This window comes from Serratia sp. NA_13, assembly GCF_052691735.1.
In genome coordinates, this window is the sequence record NZ_JBQZFV010000008.1 from 82,499 (window position 1) to 105,791 (window position 23,293).

General features: G+C 55.0%; 18 protein-coding genes, 3 tRNA genes, 2 pseudogenes and 1 riboswitch. Of the genes and pseudogenes, 15 read left to right on the top strand and 8 right to left on the bottom strand.

Annotation, left to right across the window (positions count from 1 at the left end; all coding sequences use genetic code 11):
• Window positions 1–42 precede the first annotated feature (42 nt).
• Together ACUTSU_RS13125 and ACUTSU_RS13130 are read left to right on the top strand one after the other, a co-directional pair.
• Window positions 43–1,350, top strand: a complete 1,308-nt coding sequence (locus ACUTSU_RS13125; protein ID WP_445654270.1) for an MFS transporter — start codon at window positions 43–45, stop codon at window positions 1,348–1,350.
• A gap of 11 nt (window positions 1,351–1,361) precedes the next feature.
• Entirely contained in the window at window positions 1,362–3,728 is a 2,367-nt protein-coding gene (locus tag ACUTSU_RS13130) for a glycoside hydrolase family 31 protein (protein ID WP_445652268.1), read from the top strand.
• A gap of 6 nt (window positions 3,729–3,734) precedes the next feature.
• On the opposite strand, the gene xseA is transcribed toward ACUTSU_RS13130, so the two are convergent.
• Window positions 3,735–5,111: an exodeoxyribonuclease VII large subunit gene (gene xseA / locus ACUTSU_RS13135; protein WP_445654271.1), complete on the bottom strand. Its 1,377-nt coding sequence runs from the start codon at window positions 5,109–5,111 to the stop codon at window positions 3,735–3,737.
• A gap of 170 nt (window positions 5,112–5,281) precedes the next feature.
• Here xseA and guaB point away from each other — a divergent pair, with 170 nt between their 5' ends.
• Window positions 5,282–6,745 (top strand): IMP dehydrogenase, encoded by a 1,464-nt coding sequence (guaB, locus tag ACUTSU_RS13140; protein ID WP_445652266.1) that lies wholly within the window; start codon window positions 5,282–5,284, stop codon window positions 6,743–6,745.
• 101 nt (window positions 6,746–6,846) lie between these two features.
• Complete coding sequence (gene guaA, locus ACUTSU_RS13145) at window positions 6,847–8,424, top strand: glutamine-hydrolyzing GMP synthase (protein ID WP_445652265.1); 1,578 nt, start codon at window positions 6,847–6,849, stop codon at window positions 8,422–8,424.
• A gap of 254 nt (window positions 8,425–8,678) precedes the next feature.
• On the opposite strand, the gene ACUTSU_RS13150 is transcribed toward guaA, so the two are convergent.
• Together ACUTSU_RS13150 and ACUTSU_RS13155 are read right to left on the bottom strand one after the other, a co-directional pair.
• Window positions 8,679–10,460, bottom strand: a complete 1,782-nt coding sequence (locus ACUTSU_RS13150; protein ID WP_445654272.1) for an ATP-binding protein — start codon at window positions 10,458–10,460, stop codon at window positions 8,679–8,681.
• Window positions 10,457–11,089, bottom strand: coding sequence for a LuxR C-terminal-related transcriptional regulator (locus ACUTSU_RS13155; protein WP_445652263.1), 633 nt, complete (start codon window positions 11,087–11,089; stop codon window positions 10,457–10,459). Before ACUTSU_RS13155 ends, ACUTSU_RS13150 begins: the two co-directional genes overlap by 4 nt.
• A gap of 177 nt (window positions 11,090–11,266) precedes the next feature.
• Between ACUTSU_RS13155 and ACUTSU_RS13160 the strand changes: the two genes are divergently transcribed.
• Complete coding sequence (locus ACUTSU_RS13160; RefSeq protein ID WP_445652262.1) at window positions 11,267–11,581, top strand: hypothetical protein; 315 nt, start codon at window positions 11,267–11,269, stop codon at window positions 11,579–11,581.
• A 219-nt stretch (window positions 11,582–11,800) separates the two neighbouring features.
• Window positions 11,801–14,806, top strand: coding sequence for an autotransporter outer membrane beta-barrel domain-containing protein (locus ACUTSU_RS13165; RefSeq protein WP_445652261.1), 3,006 nt, complete (start codon window positions 11,801–11,803; stop codon window positions 14,804–14,806).
• Between the two features lie 51 nt (window positions 14,807–14,857).
• Here the strand turns inward: ACUTSU_RS13165 and ACUTSU_RS13170 are convergent, their stop codons facing one another.
• On the bottom strand, window positions 14,858–14,983 hold the full coding sequence (locus ACUTSU_RS13170; RefSeq protein WP_445652260.1) for a hypothetical protein: 126 nt from the start codon (window positions 14,981–14,983) through the stop codon (window positions 14,858–14,860).
• Window positions 14,962–15,096: pseudogene (locus ACUTSU_RS13175) on the bottom strand (tyrosine-type recombinase/integrase); the annotation flags it as partial. The gene ACUTSU_RS13170 and the pseudogene ACUTSU_RS13175, both read right to left, overlap by 22 nt.
• Before the next feature lie 443 nt (window positions 15,097–15,539).
• Between ACUTSU_RS13175 and ACUTSU_RS13180 the strand changes: the two are divergent.
• The 3 genes from ACUTSU_RS13180 to ACUTSU_RS13190 all read left to right on the top strand — a co-directional run bounded on the left by ACUTSU_RS13180 (window position 15,540) and on the right by ACUTSU_RS13190 (window position 15,770).
• Window positions 15,540–15,616, top strand: a tRNA-Ile gene (locus tag ACUTSU_RS13180).
• Window positions 15,617–15,618: 2 nt separating this feature from the next.
• Window positions 15,619–15,693 (top strand) — tRNA-OTHER (locus ACUTSU_RS13185).
• 2 nt (window positions 15,694–15,695) lie between these two features.
• Window positions 15,696–15,770 (top strand) — tRNA-Gly (locus tag ACUTSU_RS13190).
• 900 nt (window positions 15,771–16,670) lie between these two features.
• Here the strand turns inward: ACUTSU_RS13190 and rluF are convergent.
• Window positions 16,671–17,471, bottom strand: a complete 801-nt coding sequence (rluF, locus tag ACUTSU_RS13195) for a 23S rRNA pseudouridine(2604) synthase RluF (RefSeq protein WP_445651869.1) — start codon at window positions 17,469–17,471, stop codon at window positions 16,671–16,673.
• Between the two features lie 51 nt (window positions 17,472–17,522).
• On the opposite strand from rluF, the gene ACUTSU_RS13200 reads away from it, so the two are divergent.
• Window positions 17,523–17,978 (top strand): YcgJ family protein, encoded by a 456-nt coding sequence (locus ACUTSU_RS13200; RefSeq protein WP_445654273.1) that lies wholly within the window; start codon window positions 17,523–17,525, stop codon window positions 17,976–17,978.
• A 49-nt stretch (window positions 17,979–18,027) separates the two neighbouring features.
• The gene (locus ACUTSU_RS13205; RefSeq protein WP_445654274.1) at window positions 18,028–18,369 is read left to right on the top strand and encodes a TonB family protein; all 342 of its coding nucleotides are present in this window, start codon (window positions 18,028–18,030) and stop codon (window positions 18,367–18,369) included.
• A 129-nt stretch (window positions 18,370–18,498) separates the two neighbouring features.
• Here ACUTSU_RS13205 and ACUTSU_RS13210 read toward each other — a convergent pair whose 3' ends face one another.
• Complete coding sequence (locus ACUTSU_RS13210; protein WP_445651866.1) at window positions 18,499–18,948, bottom strand: winged helix-turn-helix transcriptional regulator; 450 nt, start codon at window positions 18,946–18,948, stop codon at window positions 18,499–18,501.
• Window positions 18,949–19,048: 100 nt separating this feature from the next.
• Between ACUTSU_RS13210 and ACUTSU_RS13215 the strand changes: the two genes are divergently transcribed.
• Together ACUTSU_RS13215 and ACUTSU_RS13220 are read left to right on the top strand one after the other, a co-directional pair.
• Window positions 19,049–20,284, top strand: a complete 1,236-nt coding sequence (locus ACUTSU_RS13215; protein WP_445654275.1) for an MFS transporter — start codon at window positions 19,049–19,051, stop codon at window positions 20,282–20,284.
• A 115-nt stretch (window positions 20,285–20,399) separates the two neighbouring features.
• A pseudogene (locus ACUTSU_RS13220) lies at window positions 20,400–20,691 on the top strand (GntR family transcriptional regulator); the annotation flags it as partial.
• 313 nt (window positions 20,692–21,004) lie between these two features.
• Here the strand turns inward: ACUTSU_RS13220 and ACUTSU_RS13225 are convergent.
• On the bottom strand, window positions 21,005–21,430 hold the full coding sequence (locus ACUTSU_RS13225; RefSeq protein ID WP_445651864.1) for a GNAT family N-acetyltransferase: 426 nt from the start codon (window positions 21,428–21,430) through the stop codon (window positions 21,005–21,007).
• A 67-nt stretch (window positions 21,431–21,497) separates the two neighbouring features.
• Window positions 21,498–21,589, top strand: a riboswitch (TPP riboswitch).
• Between the two features lie 36 nt (window positions 21,590–21,625).
• Between ACUTSU_RS13225 and thiM the strand changes: the two genes are divergently transcribed.
• Together thiM and thiD are read left to right on the top strand one after the other, a co-directional pair.
• Entirely contained in the window at window positions 21,626–22,420 is a 795-nt protein-coding gene (gene thiM, locus ACUTSU_RS13230; protein ID WP_445651863.1) for a hydroxyethylthiazole kinase, read from the top strand.
• Window positions 22,417–23,217, top strand: a complete 801-nt coding sequence (gene thiD, locus ACUTSU_RS13235; RefSeq protein WP_445651862.1) for a bifunctional hydroxymethylpyrimidine kinase/phosphomethylpyrimidine kinase — start codon at window positions 22,417–22,419, stop codon at window positions 23,215–23,217. Before thiM ends, thiD begins: the two co-directional genes overlap by 4 nt.
• The last annotated feature ends 76 nt before the right edge of the window (window positions 23,218–23,293 follow it).

Sequence of the window (23,293 nt, forward strand, 5' to 3'; positions counted from 1 at the left end):
GGCACGCCGTTTCACCGGGCAGCCGTCGTGGAGAGAAGACAGATGAGTGTTGAAATTAATCAAAGGGTCGCCGATACCGGCCGGCGCAAGTTCAAATCGCTGCGCTGGTGGATGCTGGCGCTGTTTTTACTGGGCGTGACGGTCAACTACATCACTCGTAATTCGCTGGGCATTCTGGCACCTGAACTGAAAACCAGCCTTAACATGACCACCGAGCAGTACTCCTGGGTGGTGGCGTCGTTCCAACTGGCCTATACGGTGTTTCAGCCGATCTGCGGTTGGCTGATCGACGTTATCGGCCTGAAGATGGGGTTCCTGATCTGCGCCAGTATCTGGGCGGTGGTTTGCATGATGCATGCCGGGGCCGGCACTTGGGTGCAGTTGGCGATCTTGCGCTTCTTTATGGGCGGGGCAGAAGCGGCGGCCACGCCGGCCAACGCCAAGGCGATTTCCGACTGGTTCCCGAAAAAGGAGCGGCCCATCGCCGCCGGTTGGGCAGGCGTCGGGTTTTCTATTGGCGCCATGCTGGCACCGCCGATCATCGTTATTGCCCACGTCTCCTTTGGCTGGCAGGGCGCTTTCTTGTTTTCCGGCGCGCTGGCGCTGCTCTGGGTGGTGCTGTGGTGGCGGTTCTACCACTCGCCGCAGCAGCACCCCAATTTAAGCCAGCAGGAGCTGGATCTGATCGGCGAAGACAACGAGCCGGAATTACCCCGACTGCCTTTCCTCAAGTCGCTGGCCATTCTTTCCCGTAACAAAAAGTTTTACGGTATTGCCATTCCGGCCTTTCTCGCCGAACCGGCCTGGGCGGTGTTCAGTTTCTGGGTGCCGCTGTATTTGGCCACCGAGCGTGGCATGGACTTAAAGCACATCGCCATGTTTGCCTGGCTGCCGTTTTTGGCGGCGGACATCGGCAGCGTCGCCAGCGGCTATCTCACCACTTTGTACCGTAAATGGTTTGGCTGCAGCCGCGTCAACTCGGTGGTAGCCAGTTCGGTCACAGGCGCATTCATGATGGTCTCGCTGGCGTTCGTCGCGATAACCAAAGATCCCTATGTGGCGATCGCTCTGATCTCGATCGGTGGCTTCGGGCACCAGGTGATCTCCTGCATGCTCAGCGCGCTGGTGGTGGAATCATTCGATAAAAATCAGGTAGCGACGGTCAACGGTATGCGCGGCTCCAGCGCCTGGATCGCCAGCTTCCTGTTCACGCTGCTGATCGGTGCGGTTTCCGATACCGTCGGTTTCAATCCGCTGTTTATCGCCATGGGCTTCTTCGATCTGATCGGCGCCCTGTTCCTGATTGCCTTAATCGCCGAACGCGGCGGTAAAAAAACACTCAATAGTTAAGTTGGATATCTATGAAAACCTTAAAAAACTGGATGTTGACCGGTCAGTATGCCGATCGCATTGAGCTGTTGGTCGACGAACGTCACCTGTTCTGCCTGTACGTGCTGGAAAACGACCTGTTCCGCGTGTTGATTAAACGCAATGGCGAATTGGCACTGGATCGTACCTGGAGCATTGCGCCGCAGACTGACGTGCCCTGGGAAGGGCGTGATCGCCTGAGCATCGCCGGTTTTGGTCTGCCGGGTTATCAACTGCAACAGCATGAAGATCGGCTGGTGGTGACTAGCGCCGCATTGCGCGTTACCCTGCATCAGCCGCTGTGGCTGGAATGGGAGCACTGCAACGCCGCCGGTGAATGGCGCCCGCTGGCCGCCGATCGACCAACTAGCGCCTACCTGCTCAACCCGCATGGCGACGGTGTGGCGCACTACCAGCGCCGCTTTGCCGGCGAGCGCTATTATGGTCTGGGCGAGAAGACCGGCGATCTGGAGCGCAGCGGCCGCCGCTTTGAAATGCGCAACCTGGACGCCATGGGCTACAACGCCGCCAGCACCGATCCGCTTTACAAACATGTGCCCTTTACCATCACCCGCGGTGCAGAGGCCAGTTTCGGGCTGTTTTACGACAACCTGAGTAGTTGTTGGCTGGATCTGGGCAACGAGATCGACAACTACCATCTGGCCTACCGCCGCTATCAGGCTGAAGCAGGGGATCTCGATTATTACCTGTTCCTCGGCCCTAAGGTACTGGACGTGACCAAGGCATTTGTACGCCTGACCGGTAAGACCCACTTCGGGCCGAAATGGAGCCTTGGGTACAGCGGATCGACCATGCATTACACCGATGCGCCGGACGCCCAGCAGCAGCTACAGCAGTTTATTCAGCTCTGTCGCCAGCATGATATTCCCTGCGATTCGTTCCAGCTTTCATCGGGTTACACCTCGATCGGCAACAAGCGCTATGTGTTCAACTGGAACTACGACAAGGTGCCGCAACCCAAACAGCTGAGTCAGGCGTTTCATGATGCCGGGTTAAAGTTGGCGGCCAACATCAAACCCTGCCTGTTGCAGGATCATCCGCAGTACCGACAGGCGGCGGAGCAGGGGCTGTTTATCCGCGATTCGGAAAGCGACCAGCCGGAGCGTTCCAGCTTTTGGGATGACGAAGGTTCGCACCTCGATTTCACCAATCCGGCGACGGTGCAATGGTGGCAGCAGGGCGTGACGCAGCAGTTGCTGGAGATGGGCATCGATTCCACCTGGAATGACAATAACGAATACGAAGTGTGGGACTCAGAAGCGCGTTGCCACGGCTTTGGCACACCTATCGCCATCAAACACATTCGCCCGGTGATGCCGTTACTGATGATGCGCGCTTCAATGGAGGCTCAGCAACGCTTTGCTCCCGAGCTGCGGCCCTACCTGATCTCGCGTTCCGGTTGCGCCGGCATGCAGCGTTATGTCCAGACCTGGAGCGGCGACAACCGCACCAACTGGCAGACTTTGCGTTACAACATTCGCATGGGGTTGGGCATGAGTCTGTCCGGCCTGTATAACCTGGGGCACGACGTCGGCGGTTTTTCCGGCGACAAACCGGACGCCGAACTGTTGGTGCGCTGGGTGCAAAACGGCGTGATGCACCCGCGTTTCACCATTCACTCCTGGAACGACGACGCGACGGTTAACGAGCCCTGGATGTATCCGGCCGCCACCCCAGCGGTGCGCGAGGCGATTAACCTGCGTTACCGACTGATGCCGTATTTCTACACCCTGTTGTGGCAGGCCAGTGCCGACGACGAACCGATGCTGCGCCCGACCTTCCTCGACCATGAGCATGACGAACAGACCCTGAAAGAAACCGATGATTTTATGATTGGTCGCGATCTGCTGGTGGCCAGCGTAGTAGAGCAGGGGCAGCGTGCGCGTTCGGTTTATCTGCCGGATAATGGCGAAGGTTGGTACTGCTTCCACAGCGGCCAATGGTTCAGTGGTGGCCAGACGGTGGTGCTGGAAGCCCCACTGGAGCGCTTGCCGCTGCTGGTGCGTGCCGGTGCGGCATTGCCATTGTCATCCCGCCTGGCGCATGTTGACGTAACGGCAGACGATCGACGTGAGCTTAAATTGTACCCGCAAAAAGGCTGTGGCAGCGCTTCTGGGTTGTTATTCGAAGATGATGGGGAAAGTTATGGCTGGCAGCAGGGCGATGCGTTGTGGCTGCGCTGGGAGATGCTCAGTGACAATCAGCGCATCATGCTGAACATCACCACCGAGGGCCGCTTTAAACCGGCATGGCGAACCCTGACCTTCAGCTTGCCTGCCGGAGAAACGCGGGAACTGTGGATCAACGGCGCGCCAGGCAACAGTTTTATGCTGGAATAAGCGGAGCTATTCAGTCGCGCGCTTTTTGCGCGGCTTTTTAGTCAGGGTAATGGTTTTTACCTCGCTTTCCACCCAGCCATCCTGCAGACGGGTTTTCAGTAATTCACCTACCTGCGCCTGTTTGGTGGTTTTCAGCAGTTCGCCGCGTGGGGTTTGCGTCACGCTGTAGCCACGCGCCAGCGTCGCCAACGGGCTGACCGCTTCGAGCTGGCTACAGGCCACGCCAAAGCGCTGACGCCAGGCGTTGAGCTGTCGCTCCAGCGCCTGCTGTAGTCGGTATTCCTGCTGCTGCACGCGTTGCTGATAACGGTGAATGCGTGCCTGTGGTTGCATCTGTGCCAAGCGTTGTTGCGCCCGCTCGCTGCGGCGTGAAGACACCCGCAGTTGGTTCTGCATGCCATCTTCCAGCCGGCGCTGCAGTTTGAACAACAGCGTCTGCTGACGCGCCAGGCGCAGGTGTGGATGCTGTTGCTGCAAACGGTGGTTGATGCGGGTGAACTGCTGCTGACGCTGGGCCAGATAGTAATCCATCGCCATTTCCATCCGCTGCTGCTGGGATTGCAACTGACGCAGCAGCTCCTGCTGATTGCGGCTGACCAGTTCGGCGGCGGCTGAAGGGGTTGGCGCACGCAGGTCGGCAACAAAGTCGGCAATGGTGACGTCGGTTTCATGGCCGACGGCGCTGACGATCGGAATGCGGCTGGCGAAAATCGCCCGCGCCACGCGTTCGTCATTAAAACTCCACAGATCTTCCAGTGAACCGCCACCACGGCCGACGATCAGCACGTCACACTCGTCGCGGCGGTTAGCCGTTTCGATGGCACGCACAATTTGCAATGGCGCTTCCGCACCCTGCACCGAGGTCGGGTAGATAACGATAGGCAGCGAAGGATCGCGCCGTTGCAGCACCTGCAGCACATCGTGCAGCGCCGCGCCGCTGGCGGAGGTGATCACCCCGACGCGTTTGGCCGGGTTGGGCAGCGGTTGTTTGAACTGTTGGTCGAACAGGCCTTCGGCGCTCAGGCGCTGTTTCAGTTGATCGAATTGCTGTTGCAACAGGCCGTCACCGGCAGGTTGCATGCTTTCGGCAATCAGCTGATAGTCGCCGCGCGGTTCATACAGCGTGATGCTGGCGCGAACCAACACTTGCTGGCCGTTTTGCGGGCGGAAGGTGGTGCGGCGATTCGTGTTGCGGAACATCGCACAACGGACCTGCGCACGATCGTCTTTCAGCGTGAAATACCAGTGGCCGGAAGAGGGTTGGGAGAAGTTGGAGATCTCGGCAGAGAGCCAGATTTGGCCCATTTCCATTTCCAGCAGCTGTCGAACCGTCTGATTCAGGCGGCTTACGGTAAAAATAGACGGCGAGACAGGTAGCGACATGTGACCCAGATCAAATTCCAAAACAACCACTTAATTGGTCGATACTACAGGGCTGAAAAAGGTAATCAAGAGTTTTTGTGAGAAAGTGCTGGAGGCAACCGATTACGCTCTGTATAATGCCGCGGCAATATTTTATCTTTTTCACAGCCCACTCTGGTGAGATATTGCCCATGCTACGTATCGCGAAAGAAGCACTCACGTTTGACGACGTTCTACTGGTTCCAGCTCACTCCACAGTTCTGCCTAATACCGCAGAGCTTGGCACCCAACTGACCAAAACTATCCGCCTGAATATCCCTATGCTGTCTGCAGCCATGGATACCGTAACCGAAGCTGGCCTGGCCATCGCGCTGGCGCAGGAAGGCGGCCTGGGCTTCATTCACAAAAACATGTCCATCGAGCGTCAGGCTGAAGAAGTCCGCCGCGTGAAAAAACATGAAAGCGGCGTAGTTACCGACCCGCAAGCCGTAACCCCCTCCACCACGCTGAAAGAAGTGAAAGAACTGACCGCGCGTAACGGCTTTGCCGGCTACCCGGTAGTGACCGAAGAGAACGAACTGGTTGGTATTATCACCGGCCGTGACGTGCGCTTCGTGACCGATCTGAACCAGCCTGTTACCGCCGTGATGACGCCGAAAGAGCGCCTGGTCACGGTGAAAGAGGGTGAAGCACGTGAAGTCGTGCTGCAAAGAATGCACGAAAAACGCGTTGAGAAAGCGCTGGTGGTGGACGACAACTTCCATCTGCTGGGCATGATCACCGTAAAAGACTTCCAGAAGGCGGAGCGCAAGCCAAACGCCTGTAAGGACGAGCATGGCCGCCTGCGTGTTGGCGCGGCGGTTGGTGCCGGTGCAGGTAACGAAGAGCGCGTTGATGCGCTGGTCGCTGCCGGCGTTGACGTCCTGCTGATTGACTCCTCCCACGGCCATTCCGAAGGCGTATTGCAGCGCATTCGCGAAACCCGCGCCAAATACCCGGATCTGCAGATCGTTGGCGGCAACGTCGCTACGGCCTCTGGTGCCAAAGCGCTGGCCGACGCCGGCGTGAGTGCGGTGAAAGTGGGGATCGGCCCTGGCTCCATCTGTACCACTCGTATCGTTACCGGCGTGGGCGTACCGCAGATCACCGCTATCGCCGACGCGGTTGAAGCGCTGGAAGGCACCGGCATCCCGGTTATCGCCGACGGCGGCATCCGTTTCTCCGGTGACATCGCCAAAGCTATCGCGGCGGGTGCATCCTGTGTGATGGTCGGCTCCATGCTGGCGGGTACCGAAGAATCTCCGGGCGAAATCGAGCTGTATCAGGGCCGTTCGTTCAAATCCTATCGCGGTATGGGTTCACTGGGCGCGATGTCCAAAGGCTCTTCCGACCGTTACTTCCAGACCGATAACGCCGCCGACAAACTGGTGCCGGAAGGTATCGAAGGCCGCGTGGCTTACAAAGGCATGCTGAAAGCCATTGTTCACCAGCAAATGGGCGGCCTGCGCTCTTGCATGGGCCTGACCGGTTGCGGCACCATCGACGAGCTGCGCACCAAGGCTGAATTTGTGCGCATCAGCGGCGCCGGCATTCAGGAAAGCCACGTGCATGACGTGACCATCACCAAAGAGTCACCGAACTACCGCATGGGTTAATGCTTTAACTTCTCCTGCGGGAGAAGCCGGGGTGGGGCGTAACGCTTCACCCCGAAAACACTATTTTCGCTCTTTTTCTCTGTTGCTGGAATTCGCCTCACATGACAAAAAATATCCATAAGCATCGCATCCTTATTCTGGATTTTGGTTCGCAATACACTCAACTGGTAGCCCGCCGCGTGCGCGAAATCGGCGTTTACTGTGAGCTGTGGGCCTGGGACGTTAGCGAAGAGCAAATCCGCGAATTCAATCCAAGCGGCATCATCCTGTCCGGCGGCCCGGAAAGCACTACCGAAGCCAACAGCCCACGCGCGCCAGAATACGTGTTTACCGCCGGTGTCCCGGTGCTGGGCGTATGCTACGGCATGCAGACCATGGCGATGCAGTTGGGTGGCCAGGTAGAAGGTTCCAACGAGCGTGAATTCGGTTATGCCCAGGTGGAAATCACCACCGAAAGCGCTTTGGTGCGCGACATTGAAGACGCCCTGAGCCCGGCCGGCAAACCGCTGCTGGACGTGTGGATGAGCCACGGCGACAAAGTGACCGCTATTCCGGCTGACTTCGTGACCGTTGCCAGCACTGACACCTGCCCGTTTGCCATTATGGCCAACGAAGAAAAACGCTTCTACGGCGTGCAGTTCCACCCGGAAGTGACCCACACCCGTCAGGGCCAGCGCATGCTGGAGCGTTTCGTGCTGGATATTTGCCAGTGTGAAGCCCTGTGGACGCCTGCGACCATCATCGAAGATGCGGTTGAGCGTATCCGCGAGCAAGTGGGTGAAGACCACGTGATCCTCGGCCTGTCCGGCGGTGTGGATTCTTCTGTTACCGCCATGCTGCTACACCGCGCCATCGGCAAACGCCTGACCTGCGTGTTTGTCGACAACGGCCTGCTGCGCCTGAACGAAGCCGATCAGGTACTGGAAATGTTTGGCGACCACTTCGGCCTGAACATCGTTCACGTCGCAGCGGAAGACCGCTTCCTGAGCGCTCTGGCCGGTGTTGACGAGCCGGAAGCCAAGCGCAAGATCATTGGCCGCGTGTTCGTTGAGCTGTTCGACGAAGAAGCTTGCAAGCAAGCCGATGTGAAATGGCTGGCGCAGGGCACCATCTACCCGGACGTGATCGAATCTGCCGCTTCTGCCACTGGCAAAGCGCACGTGATCAAGTCGCACCACAATGTGGGCGGCCTGCCGAAAGAGATGAAGCTGGGCCTGGTCGAACCGCTGAAAGAGCTGTTCAAAGACGAAGTGCGCAAAATCGGCCTGGAGCTGGGCCTGCCTTACGACATGCTGTACCGCCACCCGTTCCCGGGGCCAGGTCTGGGTGTGCGCGTGCTGGGCGAAGTGAAGAAAGAGTACTGCGACCTGCTGCGCCGTGCCGACGCCATCTTCATCGAAGAACTGCACAAGGCCGATCTGTACAACAAGGTCAGCCAGGCATTCACCGTGTTCCTGCCGGTACGTTCGGTCGGCGTGATGGGCGACGGCCGTAAATACGACTGGGTTGTTTCACTGCGCGCAGTAGAAACCATCGACTTTATGACCGCGCATTGGGCGCACCTGCCGTACGATTTCCTCGGCCGGGTCTCCAACCGCATCATCAACGAAGTGAACGGCATTTCCCGTGTAGTTTATGACATCAGCGGCAAGCCGCCGGCTACCATTGAGTGGGAATGATTTAGTGGCCGGTTTAGGCTGGCGCTAAATAACAGCAATCACATCTAATCCCGCGTAACTGCGGGATTTTTTATTATGTGACGGAATTTTATGGAGTTATCAGGCATAAGTTCACAACGCATTGCCCGCCGCCGAGCTTGATGCGTTCGTCGATCGGTTAGTACGCAACATCGCGGCATTGCCTGCGGGGGCTTGGTGTTTAAGGCGTTTTTTGGCGGCGGGGCCAGAGCCCCGTTCCGGCCAGTCTGTGTTCGCTAACTGCTCGCCCATTGGCTCAACAAAGCATGCAATTTCGCCGGCTCCAGCGGTTTTCTCAATACCAGGTAGCCTTCCTGCTCGGCCTCTTGCAGTACCGGCGAGTTGAATTCCCCGCTGACCATGGCGCCGCTGGTATCCGGCAGGCGCTCAAACAGCGCTTTCAAGATATCGAAGCCGCTCTCCCCGGAGCGGAGTCGTTGATCGCACAGCACGGCGAAAGGCGAGAAGCCTTCGTCGATAATCGCAAAAGCCTCCTCTGCGGAAGCGGCGCAACGCACTGTGATGCCCCAGGTGCTCATTAAACTCTCCCAGGCGGAGGTCACCAGCGGATCGTCGTCCACCACCAGGCAGGAACCGTATAATGGCGCATAGCGGATGGGAGTAATGGCATTTGAGTAATTGTTTGCGCTTTCTGGTAGCTCGCATTCTCCGTTGTAAAGGGCGAAGCGCATCCAGAAACGTGAACCCTTGCCTTCAACGGATTGCATGCCGTATTTCACTTTCATCAGTTTGGCGCAGCGTGCCACTACCGCCAGCCCTAATCCATGGCCGGCACTGTCAATTTTCCACGCCAGCTCGGGACGATAATAGGGGGAAAAGACTTTGCCTTTCTCTTCGTCGGCAATGCCAACGCCGGTATCCCACACCTCGAACAGACATTCACTCCCCTGTGGGCGGATGGCTATCAGCACGCCCCCTTTTTGCGTATAACGCAGTGCATTTTGTATCAGGTTAATCAGTGATTGCCTGATGAGTAGCTGATCGCCCACCACGAGAACTCGTCGCTTGGGCCGCCAGGCCCGCAATGACAATTTCCGACTATTCGCCTCTTCACGAAACAGGGTCATCACCGAATCAAGCAGGGTACCAATATCTACATGGGTAGTGGCTGTGCTGACGTTGCCGGATTCAATTTTGCTGAGATCGAGTAAGGAATTAAACATAAGATGCACGGATCGTACACTTTGCTGCAGATCCAATAGCTGGGGGATGAGCGTGACATCGTGGTTTTTATGGATGATGGCTTCGATCAAAAAACCCATGGCATGCACCGGTTGACGCAAATCATGACTGGCGGTAGTAAGGAATTGGTTTTTATCCAGCAAGGCTTGTTCCGCTTCTTCTTTGGCTTGCCGAAATTGTTCCGCAAGGCGCGAGCTTTTCTCTTCGAGTAAGGCTTGCTGAATAAAGAAGGCATGCGAGGTTAATGCGTGTCGGTAAATGGCGAACCCATAAAGCAAATTGAGCATCAGCACGATCGGCATGACATCATTTAATCGCCAGAGAATGCCAAGATTAAGCACACCCCAGGAGGCGAAGAAAAAGCGCGTAAAGGTGCTGATGACCGGCGTCAGATGGGTTGCGTTGGCGGCGACGATGGCCGCGATACTGATGTTTAATAACAGGAAAAAATCGAAGCTGTTTTTTTCTGGGGTGATTAAATATAAGGATGAAATACCCAAGCCATGCACGAAGGCGACGTTATTAATGCGCGGCAACCAACGGCTAATCACTGTGGCGGCGTTATTTTCCTGGGTATCATGACGATAGCGGCGATGCCATAATCTGATGGCCAAGGCGCAGAGAAAATATATCACTATCCAGACAATAATTGGCGTGAGTTCTTTCCCCAATAAATAGAGCCAAATGGCGAAAGGAATACCGACAAAGGGCACGGCGGTAAAGCTGAAGACCAACCGCATGAAGGTATTGTCCAGCAGGCGGATCTGCGCGCGTGGGGAGATCTCATCATTTTGTAATGATTGAAGTAATTTCATTGCGAATGATCCTGCCTGCCATGCAGCAGGGTGATGGCTTCCACCCGGTTGTTTACGCCTATTTTTTTTAGAATGTTGCTAATGTGTTCTTTAACCGTGGGTTCGGAAATAGACAACTGCGAAGCTATTCTCTTATTGGGGAAACCGCGCATCATCATGATTAATACTTCTATTTGTCGCGGGGTTAAATTGAATTTTTGCAGGTAACTGTGAGCGTTGGTTACACATTCCCCATGCTCCAGAGGGAACCATTTTCGATTTTCCATCAGAGCGGAAACGGCTTCGGCGAATAATTCAGGCGGCTCGTTTTTAAGCACAAAACCGTGACCACCGGCCTCTCGCACCTTTTGCCATATTTCATTGTTGTCGTCGCCACTGACCACCAGTAGGCGAACCTGTGAATAACGCTCACTCACCTCTTTGAGTAATTTAAGGGCTGTACCATTGGATAACCAGAAATCTATAACCATTAAGCGAGGAGGGCCATTTAGCATAATGTGGCGATAGCAATTTTCTTCGTTGGTCGCCATGTGGACATGTTTAAATCGACAATGCGTATTAAGGAAATTGGCGATGCCACTTGCTACCAGAGGATGGTCATCAACGACCAGCGCATACTCCTGCCCCAAAGCTATCTCCTTCGTATAAACGTATCGGATGGTTCCGATAATCTTTCATTATCCACCCTCCCTACTTTAGGAGGGTTTTTTCGTTTAGGAAAGAGAAATATATTAAGTGGGGATTTGGATAAGTCAAAACATAGAACCATTCAGCGTTTGGATCTGTTTGGTTGAAAAGGATAATTTATGAAGAAACCATTTATCGCTCTTGCCGTGACTTTACTGGTCGCCGGTTGTTCAACGTTGAAAACCGATCAGGCAATACCTTTGCTACAGGCGGAAACGGCCAAAATGCTGGGTCTGGGCTCATCAGACGAAATTACCGTGACCAATGTTAACGGTGCCCAACCCGACGCACTGGGTGGACAAAAGCTCTCTTACCGTGCCACCACCGAGAAAGGCCGCATCTTCGACTGCTCCTCGCTGATGATGCCGGGTATTTTAGGCTCGGCACCCTCGCTGAGCGCGCCGAGCTGTACCCCGGTTGTCACGCATAAATAATCTCCTGTGGGCGTGAGCCGAGGGGGAAATCAGTATTGATCCGCAAGCCCAATAAATTAGGTATTGAGGCGTTAGCGCTGGGGGGGGGCAATAAGCTGGCGTCTCGATGTCAATCAATTTGTGTTTGCGGCATTACGCACTCTACACTTCTAATACATTGAATTTTTCATATAAATAATAATTTTGATGGTACTAAGTTAATTAGGCCGGAGAGAAAACATGAAAGATAAAATATCGCATCATTTAGCGGTAAGAAAACCGCTTTCCAAAGTTTACCTCGCACTTTTTTCCGCGCCATTGCTATTGATCGGGTCTGCCGATATTGCTCGGGCAGACGATGTTATTTTCGATGGTGAATCCAAGGTGACAGAATCCTTAGCCTACAGCGGGAATGTTTACGTCGGTCGCAATCAAAGTGGAAACCTGTTGATAGATAATGGCCAGGTCGGCGGCTATAACATCAATATCGGCACCCGCTCAGACGGCAAAATTTATGAAAGCCTGGTCACGGTCAGAGGACCGAACGCGGTATTGAGTGCCATAAACGATCAAAATGTTCTGCGTGGCAGTTTAAACCTCGGCCTGGGTACGTTGCGAGTTGAAGAAGGGGCGCTGGCCAGCGCGAAAGAGATCGTCGTCGGCTCCAGCCGTGGCTACGACAGTCATCTTGTCGCGACGGGCGCCGGTTCCAGAGTCGTCAGCAATTTTCTCAGCGTCGGCACCGATCTGGGGGCCCGATCCACACTGTCGATTGAAGACGGCGCGGTGCTGAACACCACGTTCGATGCGCGCATCGGCAACGGTTCCGGGCCCGGCGAGACCGATAAGCTAAGTCCGAAAGCCACGGTTACGGGGGCGAATTCGCAGTGGCATGTCGGCCGCGCGCTCACGCTCTACGGCGATCTGGACGTGCTGAATGGCGGCGCGGTCAACGTCGACAGCCTCGAGGTGGCGGGCGTCTCAGGGGCGAGGAAAACTGCCGAGCTCTATATCGCCGGTGAGAACTCGCGCTTTACCAGTGCCGGCAGCGTCAACGTGGGGGACTATGGCAACGGTGTGCTGTCGCTGGTGGACGGAGGAACATTCTCCGCCGGGGCTAACGAGCTGCGGTTGGGCGATACCGGCTCCGGTTCGAACAGGGGCGCGCTAATCATCGGTAGCCGCGGCAATATGGATACTGGCACCGGTCTGACCGAACCCACGCTCGGTACGGCGGGCGGTGCGGGTACTCTCGATGCCCAAACGGTGGTCAATCTGCGCGGTGGGTTATTCGGTAGTTATGTGTACTTTAACCATACCTCCGACAACTACGATTTCCGCAATAAGATGGTTGGCGAAGGTGACGTGATCAACACCGCCGGGCGGACGACGCTGAGCGGCGACCTGACTCAGCTCAAGGCGAATGTGACCGCCCGTGGCGGCAAAATCATCATTAACAGCGATATCAATACGCAGCCAGAAGACAGTCCTTTCGACGTGCAGACCCTGAGTGCCGAGAATGGCGGTACGTTGATCCTCAATGCGACAGCCGGTTCCGACGTCAGTAATGGTCTGGGTTACAGCAGCGCTGCGTCAATCAAATCCGGCGGCACGTTGGGTGGCAATGGCACTTTAGGTCAGACAGAAATTCAGTCCGGTGGCCATATTTCACCCGGTGACGGGAATATTGGCACTTTGACGCTGAAACGCTATCTGAATTTCATTGGTGAATCTTTCTACGACGTCGATATCGCCGGTGATGGCAGCAGTGACAAACTGGTGGTTACGGGTAAAACCACTATCAGCGATCAGGCCAAAGTGCAGGTGACCGCGTTGGACCCGCAAACCAGCTATCAGAACGGCCAAAGCTACCGTATTTTAACCTCGGAAGGGGGAATTGACGGGCAGTTCGCCGAGGCGGTCTCAAAATCTGCGTTCCTGGACGTGGCGCTCAAACACGATGCTAACGCCGTGGATCTGACGATTGCGCAGAAAGGCGGCGGTGAAAATCCGGGTGGCGAGAATCCAGGCGGTGAGAATCCGGGTGGTGAGAACCCAGGCGGTGAAAATCCGGGAGGCGAAAACCCAGGTGGTGAGAATCCGGGAGAAGGCAGCGGCAAACCAGGTATTTTCCAGACGGTGGCACAAACCGACAACCAATGGAATACCGCGGGTGCGCTCTCGACTCTGGCGCAAGGCGGCCCTTCATTAGCTCTGTACAACTCACTGTTGTTATTGAGTGCGCCCGAAGCTCGTGAGGCATTCAATCAACTTTCTGGTGAGGTCTACCCCTCCATGCAATCTAACCTGATTGCCGGCAGCACCATGCTGTTCAATGTGCTCAATCAGCGCATGTTGCGCGCTTTTGATAACGATACGTTGCCCGTTCCGCCATTGGCAATGACGCTGGTTCAACCGGCGCAGGCCGAAAACAGCGGCGTGTGGGGGCAGACGTTTGGCTCATGGGCAAGAAACAGCGGTAACGACAACGTCGGAAAACTCGATGGCAACACCAGCGGTTTCCTGCTGGGGGCAGACCATAAATTAGCGGATAGCAGTGTTCGCGTTGGTGGATATTTTGGTTATAGCCGCGGTGATTATGATGTCGATAGCCGCCGCTCCAAGTCCAACAGCGATAATTATCACCTCGGTCTGTATGCCGCAGGGCAGCAAGGCGCCTTCTCGTTACGCGGTGCGTTGGGTTACACCTGGCACCGGCTGGAAAATGAACGCAACGTAAACTTCGGTAATTACTCGGATCGGCTTAAGGCAGACTATGATGCTGACTCGCTGCTGGCATTCACCGAAGCGGGCTACCGGTTTGGGCAGTCGGACGCGAATCTTGAGCCTTTCGTCAATCTGAGCTACATCCGCCTGCATACGGATAACTTCGAGGAAAGTGGCGGCGCGGCAGCGCTGAGCGTGCGTAATGAAACGATGAATACCTTCTATTCCACGTTGGGCGTGCGCGGTACGGTTGAACTGCCGAAGAACGTTAGCCTTTATGGTTCATTGGGTTGGCAACATGCCTACGGTGATAAAACCACCTCTTCGCGTATGGCCTTTGCCGGCAGCGATGCGTTTACCACGCAGGGCACCGCGGTTGATGACAACCTGATGGTGGCGGACGTTGGGGTGAGCGTGAAGCTGTCGCGATCCACTAGCCTGGATCTCGGCTATCAGGGGCAATACGGTTCTGATACCCAGGTTAATGCCGTTAATGCCAACATCCGATGGTCATTCTGATGCTTGCGCGCAATCATTAGATGACATGTTTTTTGTTTGCTTTTTAAATCATTAACTTAAAAGTGATATTTTGGCGGCATCATTCGCGTTTTCTGGTTCCTGTGCCAAAAACGTGACGATGCCGCTGAATTTGCTTAAATGCTCACCGCTCAAGTGACCATATCCAACTTTTCCCATCCTCCCATTTCCTTTAATGCCATTAACGCCATTAATGGCGTACCGTTCTGAACGTGCCAGCTAGCCCAAGTATGGCGTAGGTCATGAAAACGAAAATCTGAGATACCAGAAAGCAGCAGTGAGTTTTCAAAGTCCCCCCTGTTTTATACCCCTCCCGTTCTCCATTTTCTGAGAAAACATATTCGTTGCCGCAGGGTATTCTTCGCATCACTGCAACGGCATCATCATTAAGAGGCAGCGCCCGTGCCTTTCGCAGCTCAATACACATGCGCCGACTGCCATACGTTGCATCCATTTCAGTATGAACAGGCTTAGCCGCTGCATGAAGCAGCAGAACATAGCGTTGTTCATTATATCTCTAACAAGGTGTCCGGAATGATTAGACTATTACAAACTTCTATCAGGACGAGAAATCTCACCGGAAAGTTGATTTGAAACTTATCGGTTGAGAGCACCAGAAACTTCAGTAATCGCTGGGGCTTTTTAATGGGCATTTGTAAAGATAAGCATTAGCTATTGTAAAGTCTAATATTGTTGTTTTAGAATCCAGCGCCTTGGCCCTTTAGCTCAGTTGGTTAGAGCGCGCGACTCATAATCGCTCGGTCGCTGGTTCAAGCCCAGCAAGGGCCACCAAACCGCCATTAGCTCAGCAGGAAGAGCAACGACCATTAAGTTGTAGGTACGGGGTTCGAGGCCTCGATGGCGGACCAATGCGGGCATCGTATAATGGCTATTACCTCAGCCTTCCAAGCTGATGATGTGGGTTCGATTCCCACTGCCCGCTCCAGAAAAAGCTTTTCAGCCTGCGAAGATGGGATTGCCCGGAGTGGCTGGAAAGCGCATCAGAAGGGCGCATTTAGCCTGATACGCACTATCGAACCCTTTGGTGGGGAGTTTCTAAGTGCGCCCCTCGGTGTGAAGTGAGAGTCGGGAAAGACCGGCAACCATTCAAGCCCTGGCTATAAACGCCGGGGCTTTTTAATAGCTCCAGATGTCACTGACAAAAAACAAAGCAAAAAATAGGGCCGAAATTATAGTCAGCATAACCAAGACGAACCAATCAAACATATTCATTCTCTACCTTAAAAAAGAGCCCTGAGTCAGGAAGGTCACTCAGGGCAAAGGGTAAGGGCAACTCTAGATTGACTGGTTCTCTGCCAGTAATAATAGTGTAATTACGCGATGAATTTACGCAAGCCTATGAATATAAATAATTTAATTTATCGCAAAGTGCCTTTTTTTCGATTGGATATCTCGCAATTAATGAAGAGTGCGACATATATTTAGATGTTTGGGTCGTAAGTTTTTAGTGATATCCGGTAGGAGAGATATTCTTGCAAGCAGGACTCTTGGAATAAGTAAAAGCCCTGAATAAATTCAAGGCTTTTTGTGATTCAGAGACTAACCTTTTGAAGGATTGATAACGAAACTGGCGTGATCCGCAGCCTCAGTGAAGATACATCCCGCCTTTACCCGGTGGGCTTAACTGTTTTTGACTGGGGAGGGGGATAATTCCTGTGACAAGATTGTGCCAAAGGTTCAACACAATTCCACAATTAATAGCAAAAACTAACAAAGCTTTATTTAGATGACTGACCTGTGGTGCGGTTTTGGTTGCTGGTTTAGATTGTGCGCCGTTTGTATATCATCAGAGGGTCATTCTGATTTCTTGATAAATTCGGTTTTGTTATAACGGGGTATCGTTGGGCAACAGATTATTGTTGCCTGGCGGTATCTCGATTCCCCTTAGCAGGTCTGGATCCTCGGACGAAGAGTGCTCCAGCAGCTTAAACAACTCGGCCCGTTCATCCTCGGTCAAGTCCCGCCATTCACCCAGCGCTAACCCTTCCAGTTTTATGTTCATAATGCGCACGCGCTCAAGCTTGGTGACTTGGTAGCCAAAGTATTTACACATGCGGCGGATTTGGCGGTTAAGCCCCTGCACCAGCGTAATGCGAAATACCTGTGGGGCGTCTTTTTCCACTTGGCAAGGTTTCGTCACTGTATCCAATATCGGCACGCCCGCTCCCATGCCCTGTATAAACTCATCGGTCAGCGGTTTGTCGACGGTGACCAGGTATTCTTTTTGGTGATTGTTGCCGGCGCGCAGGATCTTATTGACCAGTTCACCGCGGTTGGTCAGAAAAATCAGCCCCTGAGAGTCTTTATCCAGGCGGCCGACGGGGAAGGTGCGCTGGCTGTGGTTAACGTAATCACCGATGTTGTTTTGCACGTGTTTGCCCATACTGGTGATGATGCCCACAGGTTTATTCAGCGCGATCAGCACCAGATCTGCATCATTACACGGTGCTATCTGCTGCCCGTTAACATTCACAACATCGCCAATAAATACCGGCGCACCCAATGCGGCCAGGTTATCGTTGATAAAAACCTTACCCAGTTTGATATAGCGATCAGCCTGACGGCGGGAACAGATACCGCTGTCGCTAATGTATTTATTCAGGCGAATGGATGATTGAGTTGGCATGGTATCCCCGTAAAACGCGGACTATACAGCACCCAGGGAGCATTGCGAAGGTTGCTTAAAATTGCACATCGTCAAAGCCCTGTTTTTTATGGCAGTATGATGCTCCAAATAACGGGCGCTCTGCCATTAAACGAGGCTGACTCATTGAATCAAATAGCACTTTCGTTCTCACTGACTTTGCTGCTTGCCGCATCCGTGTTGCCTGCGCATGCGAAGCAAAACTCATCCCTCAAGTCACCGGCATCAGGCGTGTTGTGCGACCGTTATGCCTGTGCGAATGGCACGGATGGCATTTCCCGCCCATTGACCGAAAAGTATCTCGGCAAGAAAGTCGCCAACAAACTGTATTCGCAAGGTGACTTCGACCCGACCGAATTCACCTTTGCTAATGGCATTTTCTGCGATGTCAAAGAGCGACTGTGCCGCGAGGATCGCTACTACGGCGAAGGCGGTAAACGCACCGGAGCCGTTTCCAAGAAATACACCGAGCTGCTTTTCGGCCACTAAACTGCCAGAGACAGGTCGTTACACGAGCTAACTTAAGGAGTGAGTTGCAATGATGAAATCTATCGTCAAGATGATGCTGTTAGCATTTTTATCGCTATCTCTGACTGCTTGCATCGGAACTGGCAGTGAACAGACCGGTAGATCACCATCAAATTCAGTAACTGCCCAGCAGAAGCCGCAAACCGACTTCGCCAGAGTTAAATTTGACGTTGATGCAGATGGGCGTGTCCAGAACATACGTCTTCTTGAGTCTCATTCCAGCGGTATTTTTGACAATGAGATGAGGATGGCAATGCAGAAGTGGCGTTATGAAAGCGGTAAATCTACGGAAGATCTCATTGTTAACATCCGTTTTAAAAAAGAGAGTCCTGCAGTAGGTGAATCATTTTAGGCCAGTGTAAAACGCATTGAAGAAGCTGGAGCTATGGCCCCAGCATGTAGACTCAGGTTAGATCTTTCATCCTTTCGCTTTCCCGCCAATTATCTGACGCAACGACGGTAGTGCTTTACTCACAGGATTTCATTCATCACCCGCCTTCACCACCAAAGTATTCAGCGGCGTAAGAACCTGCCCGGTGCTGCCGGTTGGCGTCATACGCGGGATCGGTTGGCGGGTATCGCTTTCTACCAGTGTTGATCTTGCCTCTTGTGCCTCAAACAGATAATCCTCCCCCCACTGGCGCAGGCCGACAATTACCGGGAACAGGGCGCGTCCCTTGTCGGTGAGAATATATTCCTGATAGGCGCTGCCGTCTGAGGCGGGGGCAATCTCCAAAATTCCGTGCGCCACCAGGGTGCGTAGCCGGGTGGAGAGGATATTCTTCGCCATCCCCAATCCTTTTTGAAACTCACTAAAGCGGCGTACACCGTCGAAGGCGTCGCGCACAATCAGCAGCGACCACCAGTCACCAATCACATCCAGTGTACGTGCCACCGGGCACTGTGCATCTTCCAGACTTTTGCGTTTCATGGTTTTCCCTTCCTGTAGCGATATCTGGTTGCATTATAAAACCTCTGCGCGTAAAGTTCATTGGGTTTAATAATAAAACCACCTTGGTTTGGAGCAAACGATGAGTGATAAAACGCTGGATCCGATTTGTGTCGCGAAGGGCGGGGTGCTGAGTCGTCTGCCTGCGTCGCTGGTGTTATTGCTGGCGGGGGCCAGCGCCTTTAGCGTGGCGAATGTGTATTACGCTCAACCTTTGCTGGACGCCATTGCCCAGGATTTTCATATCAACCTGGCGTCGGTGGGCATGGTGATCACTGTCACTCAGTTAGGCTGTGCATTGGCCTTGTTGCTGGTGGTGCCGTTGGGCGATCGGGTTAATCGGCATCGGCTGCTGGCGCTTCAGCAACTGCTGCTGATTGCCGCACTTTGTGTAGTCGGTTGGGCGGACAGCAGTCTGCTATTGCTGGTCGGCATGCTGCTGGTGGGTTTACTGGGTACCGCCATGACCCAGGGATTGGTCGCCTTCGCCGCCACCTTGTCAGCGCCGCATGAGCGGGGACGGGTAGTGGGCGCTGCGCAAGGTGGGGTAGTTCTCGGGTTGTTATTGGCGCGCACGCTTTCCGGCGCACTGGCGGATATCGGCGGCTGGCGAGCGGTCTACTTTTTCTCTGCGGCAGTAACCTTGCTCCTGTTGCCGGTGCTTGCGCGTCTGTTGCCCGTCCCCCACACAGCGCCTTCAACACTCAGCTATCCGGCGCTGTTGCGATCAATGCTGATGCTGCTGTGGCGCGATCGTACGCTGCAGATCCGCGGCATGCTGGCGCTGCTGATGTTTGCGGCATTCAGCATTTTCTGGAGTGCCCTGGTTCTGCCGCTCAGTCAGGTGCCGTTTAATTTTTCACATTCGGTGATTGGTGCCTTTGGTCTGGTGGGCGCGGTAGGGGCGCTGGCGGCAGTACGTGCCGGACATCTGGCCGATCGCGGCCTGGGGCAGTTGGCAACGGGTATCTGTCTGTTGCTTTTGGTGCTGGCCTGGTTGCCGCTCGGCCTGCTGAGTTACGGGCTGGGATGGCTGATTATGGGCATTGTGCTGCTCGATCTGGCCGGGCAGGCCATTCACGTGTTGAATCAGAGTCTGATTTTCAGCGCACATCCGCAGTCTCATAGCCGGTTAGTCGGTTGCTACATGTTGTTCTACGCGGTGGGCAGCGGGCTGGGTGCCTTTGCCAGTACCCACGTGTTTGCTCTGGCGGGTTGGTACGGCGTGTGTTGGCTGGGGGCGGGCGTCAGCCTCACAGCCTTGTTGTTCTGGGGGCTGACGTTGCGTGCAATGCCAGTCTCAGATGCGGCGCATTAGCGGCATCCTTTCGGTTCTGGGACAGGAGTCATATATAAAATTCAGTGCTCCCATTGTTTGTCATAATTCACCGCGATACTGTTAGGCCGCCTGGTTTAAACCAATAAAGTGAGCTATGGAAAACAACGCTACCGTTGAACTGGCCAAGCAAAGGCTCAATGACTGGCTGAGTCAGGGCGCGATAGCCCCGGCGGCAAGCTTCCTTCGGAGCGAGAGCTGGGGGAATTGCTGAACGTTAAGCGCATGACACTGAGTCAGGCGCTGCTATTCCAGGATATTCCGTAAGGATCGTCGGGGCTGGTTTGCGGCATTGCCACGTTTTAACTACAACCCCAATTCGTCTACCAGCTTCAAACAGGCGGCCATTGAGCAGGGGCGTTTTCCTTCCTGGGGCTATATGACCAAGGGGCGAATCTTGACGGCTCCAGTGGCTATTTGCGATGTGCTGAAGGTGAGAGAAGGGGCGGAGATTTTAGGCAGTTTTATCGGCTATGCCCCGGCGATGTTTTGCTTCAGCCTGTACGGCCACATTCTTGATGCCTTCCCTGGGCTAACCGGCTACAAGATTGTCTTTGGCCTGATGGGCATGTTTGCCTGCGCCGGGATTATCGTGTCGGGGCTGCTGGTCAGAAATATCCGCGCACGCGGCAAATTGACCCCGACGGTTTCTGCCGTCTGACCTGGGCTTTATGAAAAGGGGCGCCATAGCACGGCACCCCCTTACTTTGTCGGCGAGTGCATCAGGTAATAGTCTTCCGCGCCGTCATTGCCGGTAGCGATCGTCCGCCAGCCGTGTTTGTGGTAAAAGGCCAGTGCCTTCTCATTCTTCACCAGGCATTTCAGCGAGCCGGTGGCGGTGAATGTTTGCTCCGCCGCCTGCAGCAGGGCGCTGCCGACGCCAAGAGGCGGTAGCTGAGGGTCGATATACAGATTGTGAATAAAGTTATCCTGACGATAAATCGAGACGAACCCCAGCCGCTTGCCGTTTTCTTCTGCCACCCAAATGTCCTCACCCAGAGTCGAGCGATCGAAATCCTCCAGTCGGTAATCTTCGGTATCACACCAGGGGAACGCCGCCTTGCGCGATGCCAGATACAGGGTGCGTAGGAAGGGGCGATCGGCCTCTTGGTATTTTCTTATTCGCATGGCGGCTCCTTTTTGTTTTTTGCCACTATAGCGCGATTGACCTCACCGGCGGCAAGCCCAATAATGGCGGTCTGACTCGGGGTGCCTCTAGGGGCTGAGATTTTACCCGTATTACCTGATCTGGATTATGCCAGCGTAGGGAAGTCTCGGTGCCCCAACCGGTACCCGCCTTCTTGAACGCCGGTTGGGAGGAATATGCTCGCTCGACCTGATGTTTTACCCGGCGCTCGCGCCGCGGCCTGTTTAACCCAATTTAAACGCCAACCCCCCTTGATTCACTGCCTGACCAACGAAGTGGTGCAGGAGCTGACGGCTAACGTATTGCTGGCGCTCGGCGCTTCCCCGGCGATGGTGGTGGAACCGACCGAAGCGGCACAGTTCAGCCAACTGGCGGATGCCTTGCTGGTCAATATCGGCACCCTCAATGCCTCGCGGGCCGAATCCATGCTGGCAGCAGTAGAAGCCGCCAATGCGGCAGCTACCCCCTGGGCGCTGGATCCGGTCGCCGTCGGTGGACTGGTCTATCGCACCGCCTTTGCCCAACGTTTGCTTGGCGAAAAGCCTGCGGCAATCCGCGGCAACGCTTCTGAAATCATGGCGCTCAGTGGCCTGCAGGCGAGTGGGCGCGGTGTCGACAGCGCTGACGATTCGCTGGTAGCGTTACCGGCGGCGCGGGAGCTGGCTCGTCTCAGTGGGGCGGTGGTGGCGGTGACCGGCGGGGTGGATTACATCACCGATGGCCAGCGTGACTGGGCGGTTACGGGTGGCGACGTGCTGATGACGCGAGTGGTGGGTACCGGTTGCGCACTTTCGGCCGTGGTGGCGGCATTTTGCAGCCTGCCGGGCGATCGCCTGGATAATGTGGCGACCGCCTGCCGGGTGATGTCACTTTGCGGTGAGCGGGCGACGCGCTGTGCCGCCGGGCCGGGCAGTTTTACCCCCGCATTCCTCGATGCTCTGTACCAACTGCGTCCGGAGGATCTGCAATGAAACGGATTAATGCGTTAACCATCGCCGGCACCGATCCGAGCGGGGGGGCCGGCATCCAGGCCGACCTGAAAGCCTTTTCCGCGCTGGGGGCCTATGGTGCCTCAGTGATCACAGCGCTGGTGGCGCAAAATACCCGCGGCGTGCAGTCGGTGTATAACATCGAGCCGGCTTTTGTCGCTGCCCAGCTTGATTCCGTGTTCAGCGATCTGCGTATCGACAGTACCAAGATTGGCATGTTGGCCAACGCCAATATTGTGCAGGCGGTGGCGGAGCGTTTACGTCACTATCAGCCGTCGTTTGTGGTGCTGGATACGGTGATGCTGGCGAAAAGCGGCGATCCCCTGCTGGCACCGGAGGCCGTGGAGTCGATTCGCTGGGAGCTGTTGCCGTTGGTGTCGATCATCACGCCGAACCTGCCGGAAGCGGCGGCACTGCTGGAATGTGCCCCGGCGGAAAATGAACGCCAGATGCGTGAGCAGGGGCGAGCACTGTTGGCGATGGGTTGCCAGGCGGTATTGATGAAGGGCGGCCATCTCAGCGAGAGTGAAAGCCCGGATTGGCTGTTCAGCGCGGGGCAGGAGCAACGCTTTACTGCGCCGCGCGTAGCGACCCGCCATACGCACGGTACCGGATGTACGCTGTCTGCCGCATTGGCAGCCTTGCGCCCACGTCACGACGATTGGGCCGGCACGGTCGCTGCCGCCAAGGATTATCTGCAAAAAGCCCTGCAGCAGGCCGATACGCTGGAAGTGGGGCACGGCATCGGGCCAGTACATCATTTTCATGCCTGGTGGTGAGTCAACTTTTTGCTACCCTTGTGGTCTGACTGATCCAGGCCCGGTATTGGCCGGGGGCTATCAAATTTTATCAAGG

Coding starts and splice junctions, on each gene's coding strand:
- ACUTSU_RS13125 (WP_445654270.1), top strand. CDS start 43: ATGAGTGTTGAAATTAATCAAAGGGTCGCCGATACCGGCCGGCGCAAG.
- ACUTSU_RS13130 (WP_445652268.1), top strand. CDS start 1,362: ATGAAAACCTTAAAAAACTGGATGTTGACCGGTCAGTATGCCGATCGC.
- xseA (WP_445654271.1), bottom strand. CDS start 5,111: ATGTCGCTACCTGTCTCGCCGTCTATTTTTACCGTAAGCCGCCTGAAT.
- guaB (WP_445652266.1), top strand. CDS start 5,282: ATGCTACGTATCGCGAAAGAAGCACTCACGTTTGACGACGTTCTACTG.
- guaA (WP_445652265.1), top strand. CDS start 6,847: ATGACAAAAAATATCCATAAGCATCGCATCCTTATTCTGGATTTTGGT.
- ACUTSU_RS13150 (WP_445654272.1), bottom strand. CDS start 10,460: ATGAAATTACTTCAATCATTACAAAATGATGAGATCTCCCCACGCGCG.
- ACUTSU_RS13160 (WP_445652262.1), top strand. CDS start 11,267: ATGAAGAAACCATTTATCGCTCTTGCCGTGACTTTACTGGTCGCCGGT.
- ACUTSU_RS13165 (WP_445652261.1), top strand. CDS start 11,801: ATGAAAGATAAAATATCGCATCATTTAGCGGTAAGAAAACCGCTTTCC.
- ACUTSU_RS13170 (WP_445652260.1), bottom strand. CDS start 14,983: ATGGGAAAAGTTGGATATGGTCACTTGAGCGGTGAGCATTTAAGCAAA.
- rluF (WP_445651869.1), bottom strand. CDS start 17,471: ATGCCAACTCAATCATCCATTCGCCTGAATAAATACATTAGCGACAGC.
- ACUTSU_RS13205 (WP_445654274.1), top strand. CDS start 18,028: ATGATGAAATCTATCGTCAAGATGATGCTGTTAGCATTTTTATCGCTA.
- ACUTSU_RS13210 (WP_445651866.1), bottom strand. CDS start 18,948: ATGAAACGCAAAAGTCTGGAAGATGCACAGTGCCCGGTGGCACGTACA.
- ACUTSU_RS13215 (WP_445654275.1), top strand. CDS start 19,049: ATGAGTGATAAAACGCTGGATCCGATTTGTGTCGCGAAGGGCGGGGTG.
- ACUTSU_RS13225 (WP_445651864.1), bottom strand. CDS start 21,430: ATGCGAATAAGAAAATACCAAGAGGCCGATCGCCCCTTCCTACGCACC.
- thiM (WP_445651863.1), top strand. CDS start 21,626: ATGCTCGCTCGACCTGATGTTTTACCCGGCGCTCGCGCCGCGGCCTGT.
- thiD (WP_445651862.1), top strand. CDS start 22,417: ATGAAACGGATTAATGCGTTAACCATCGCCGGCACCGATCCGAGCGGG.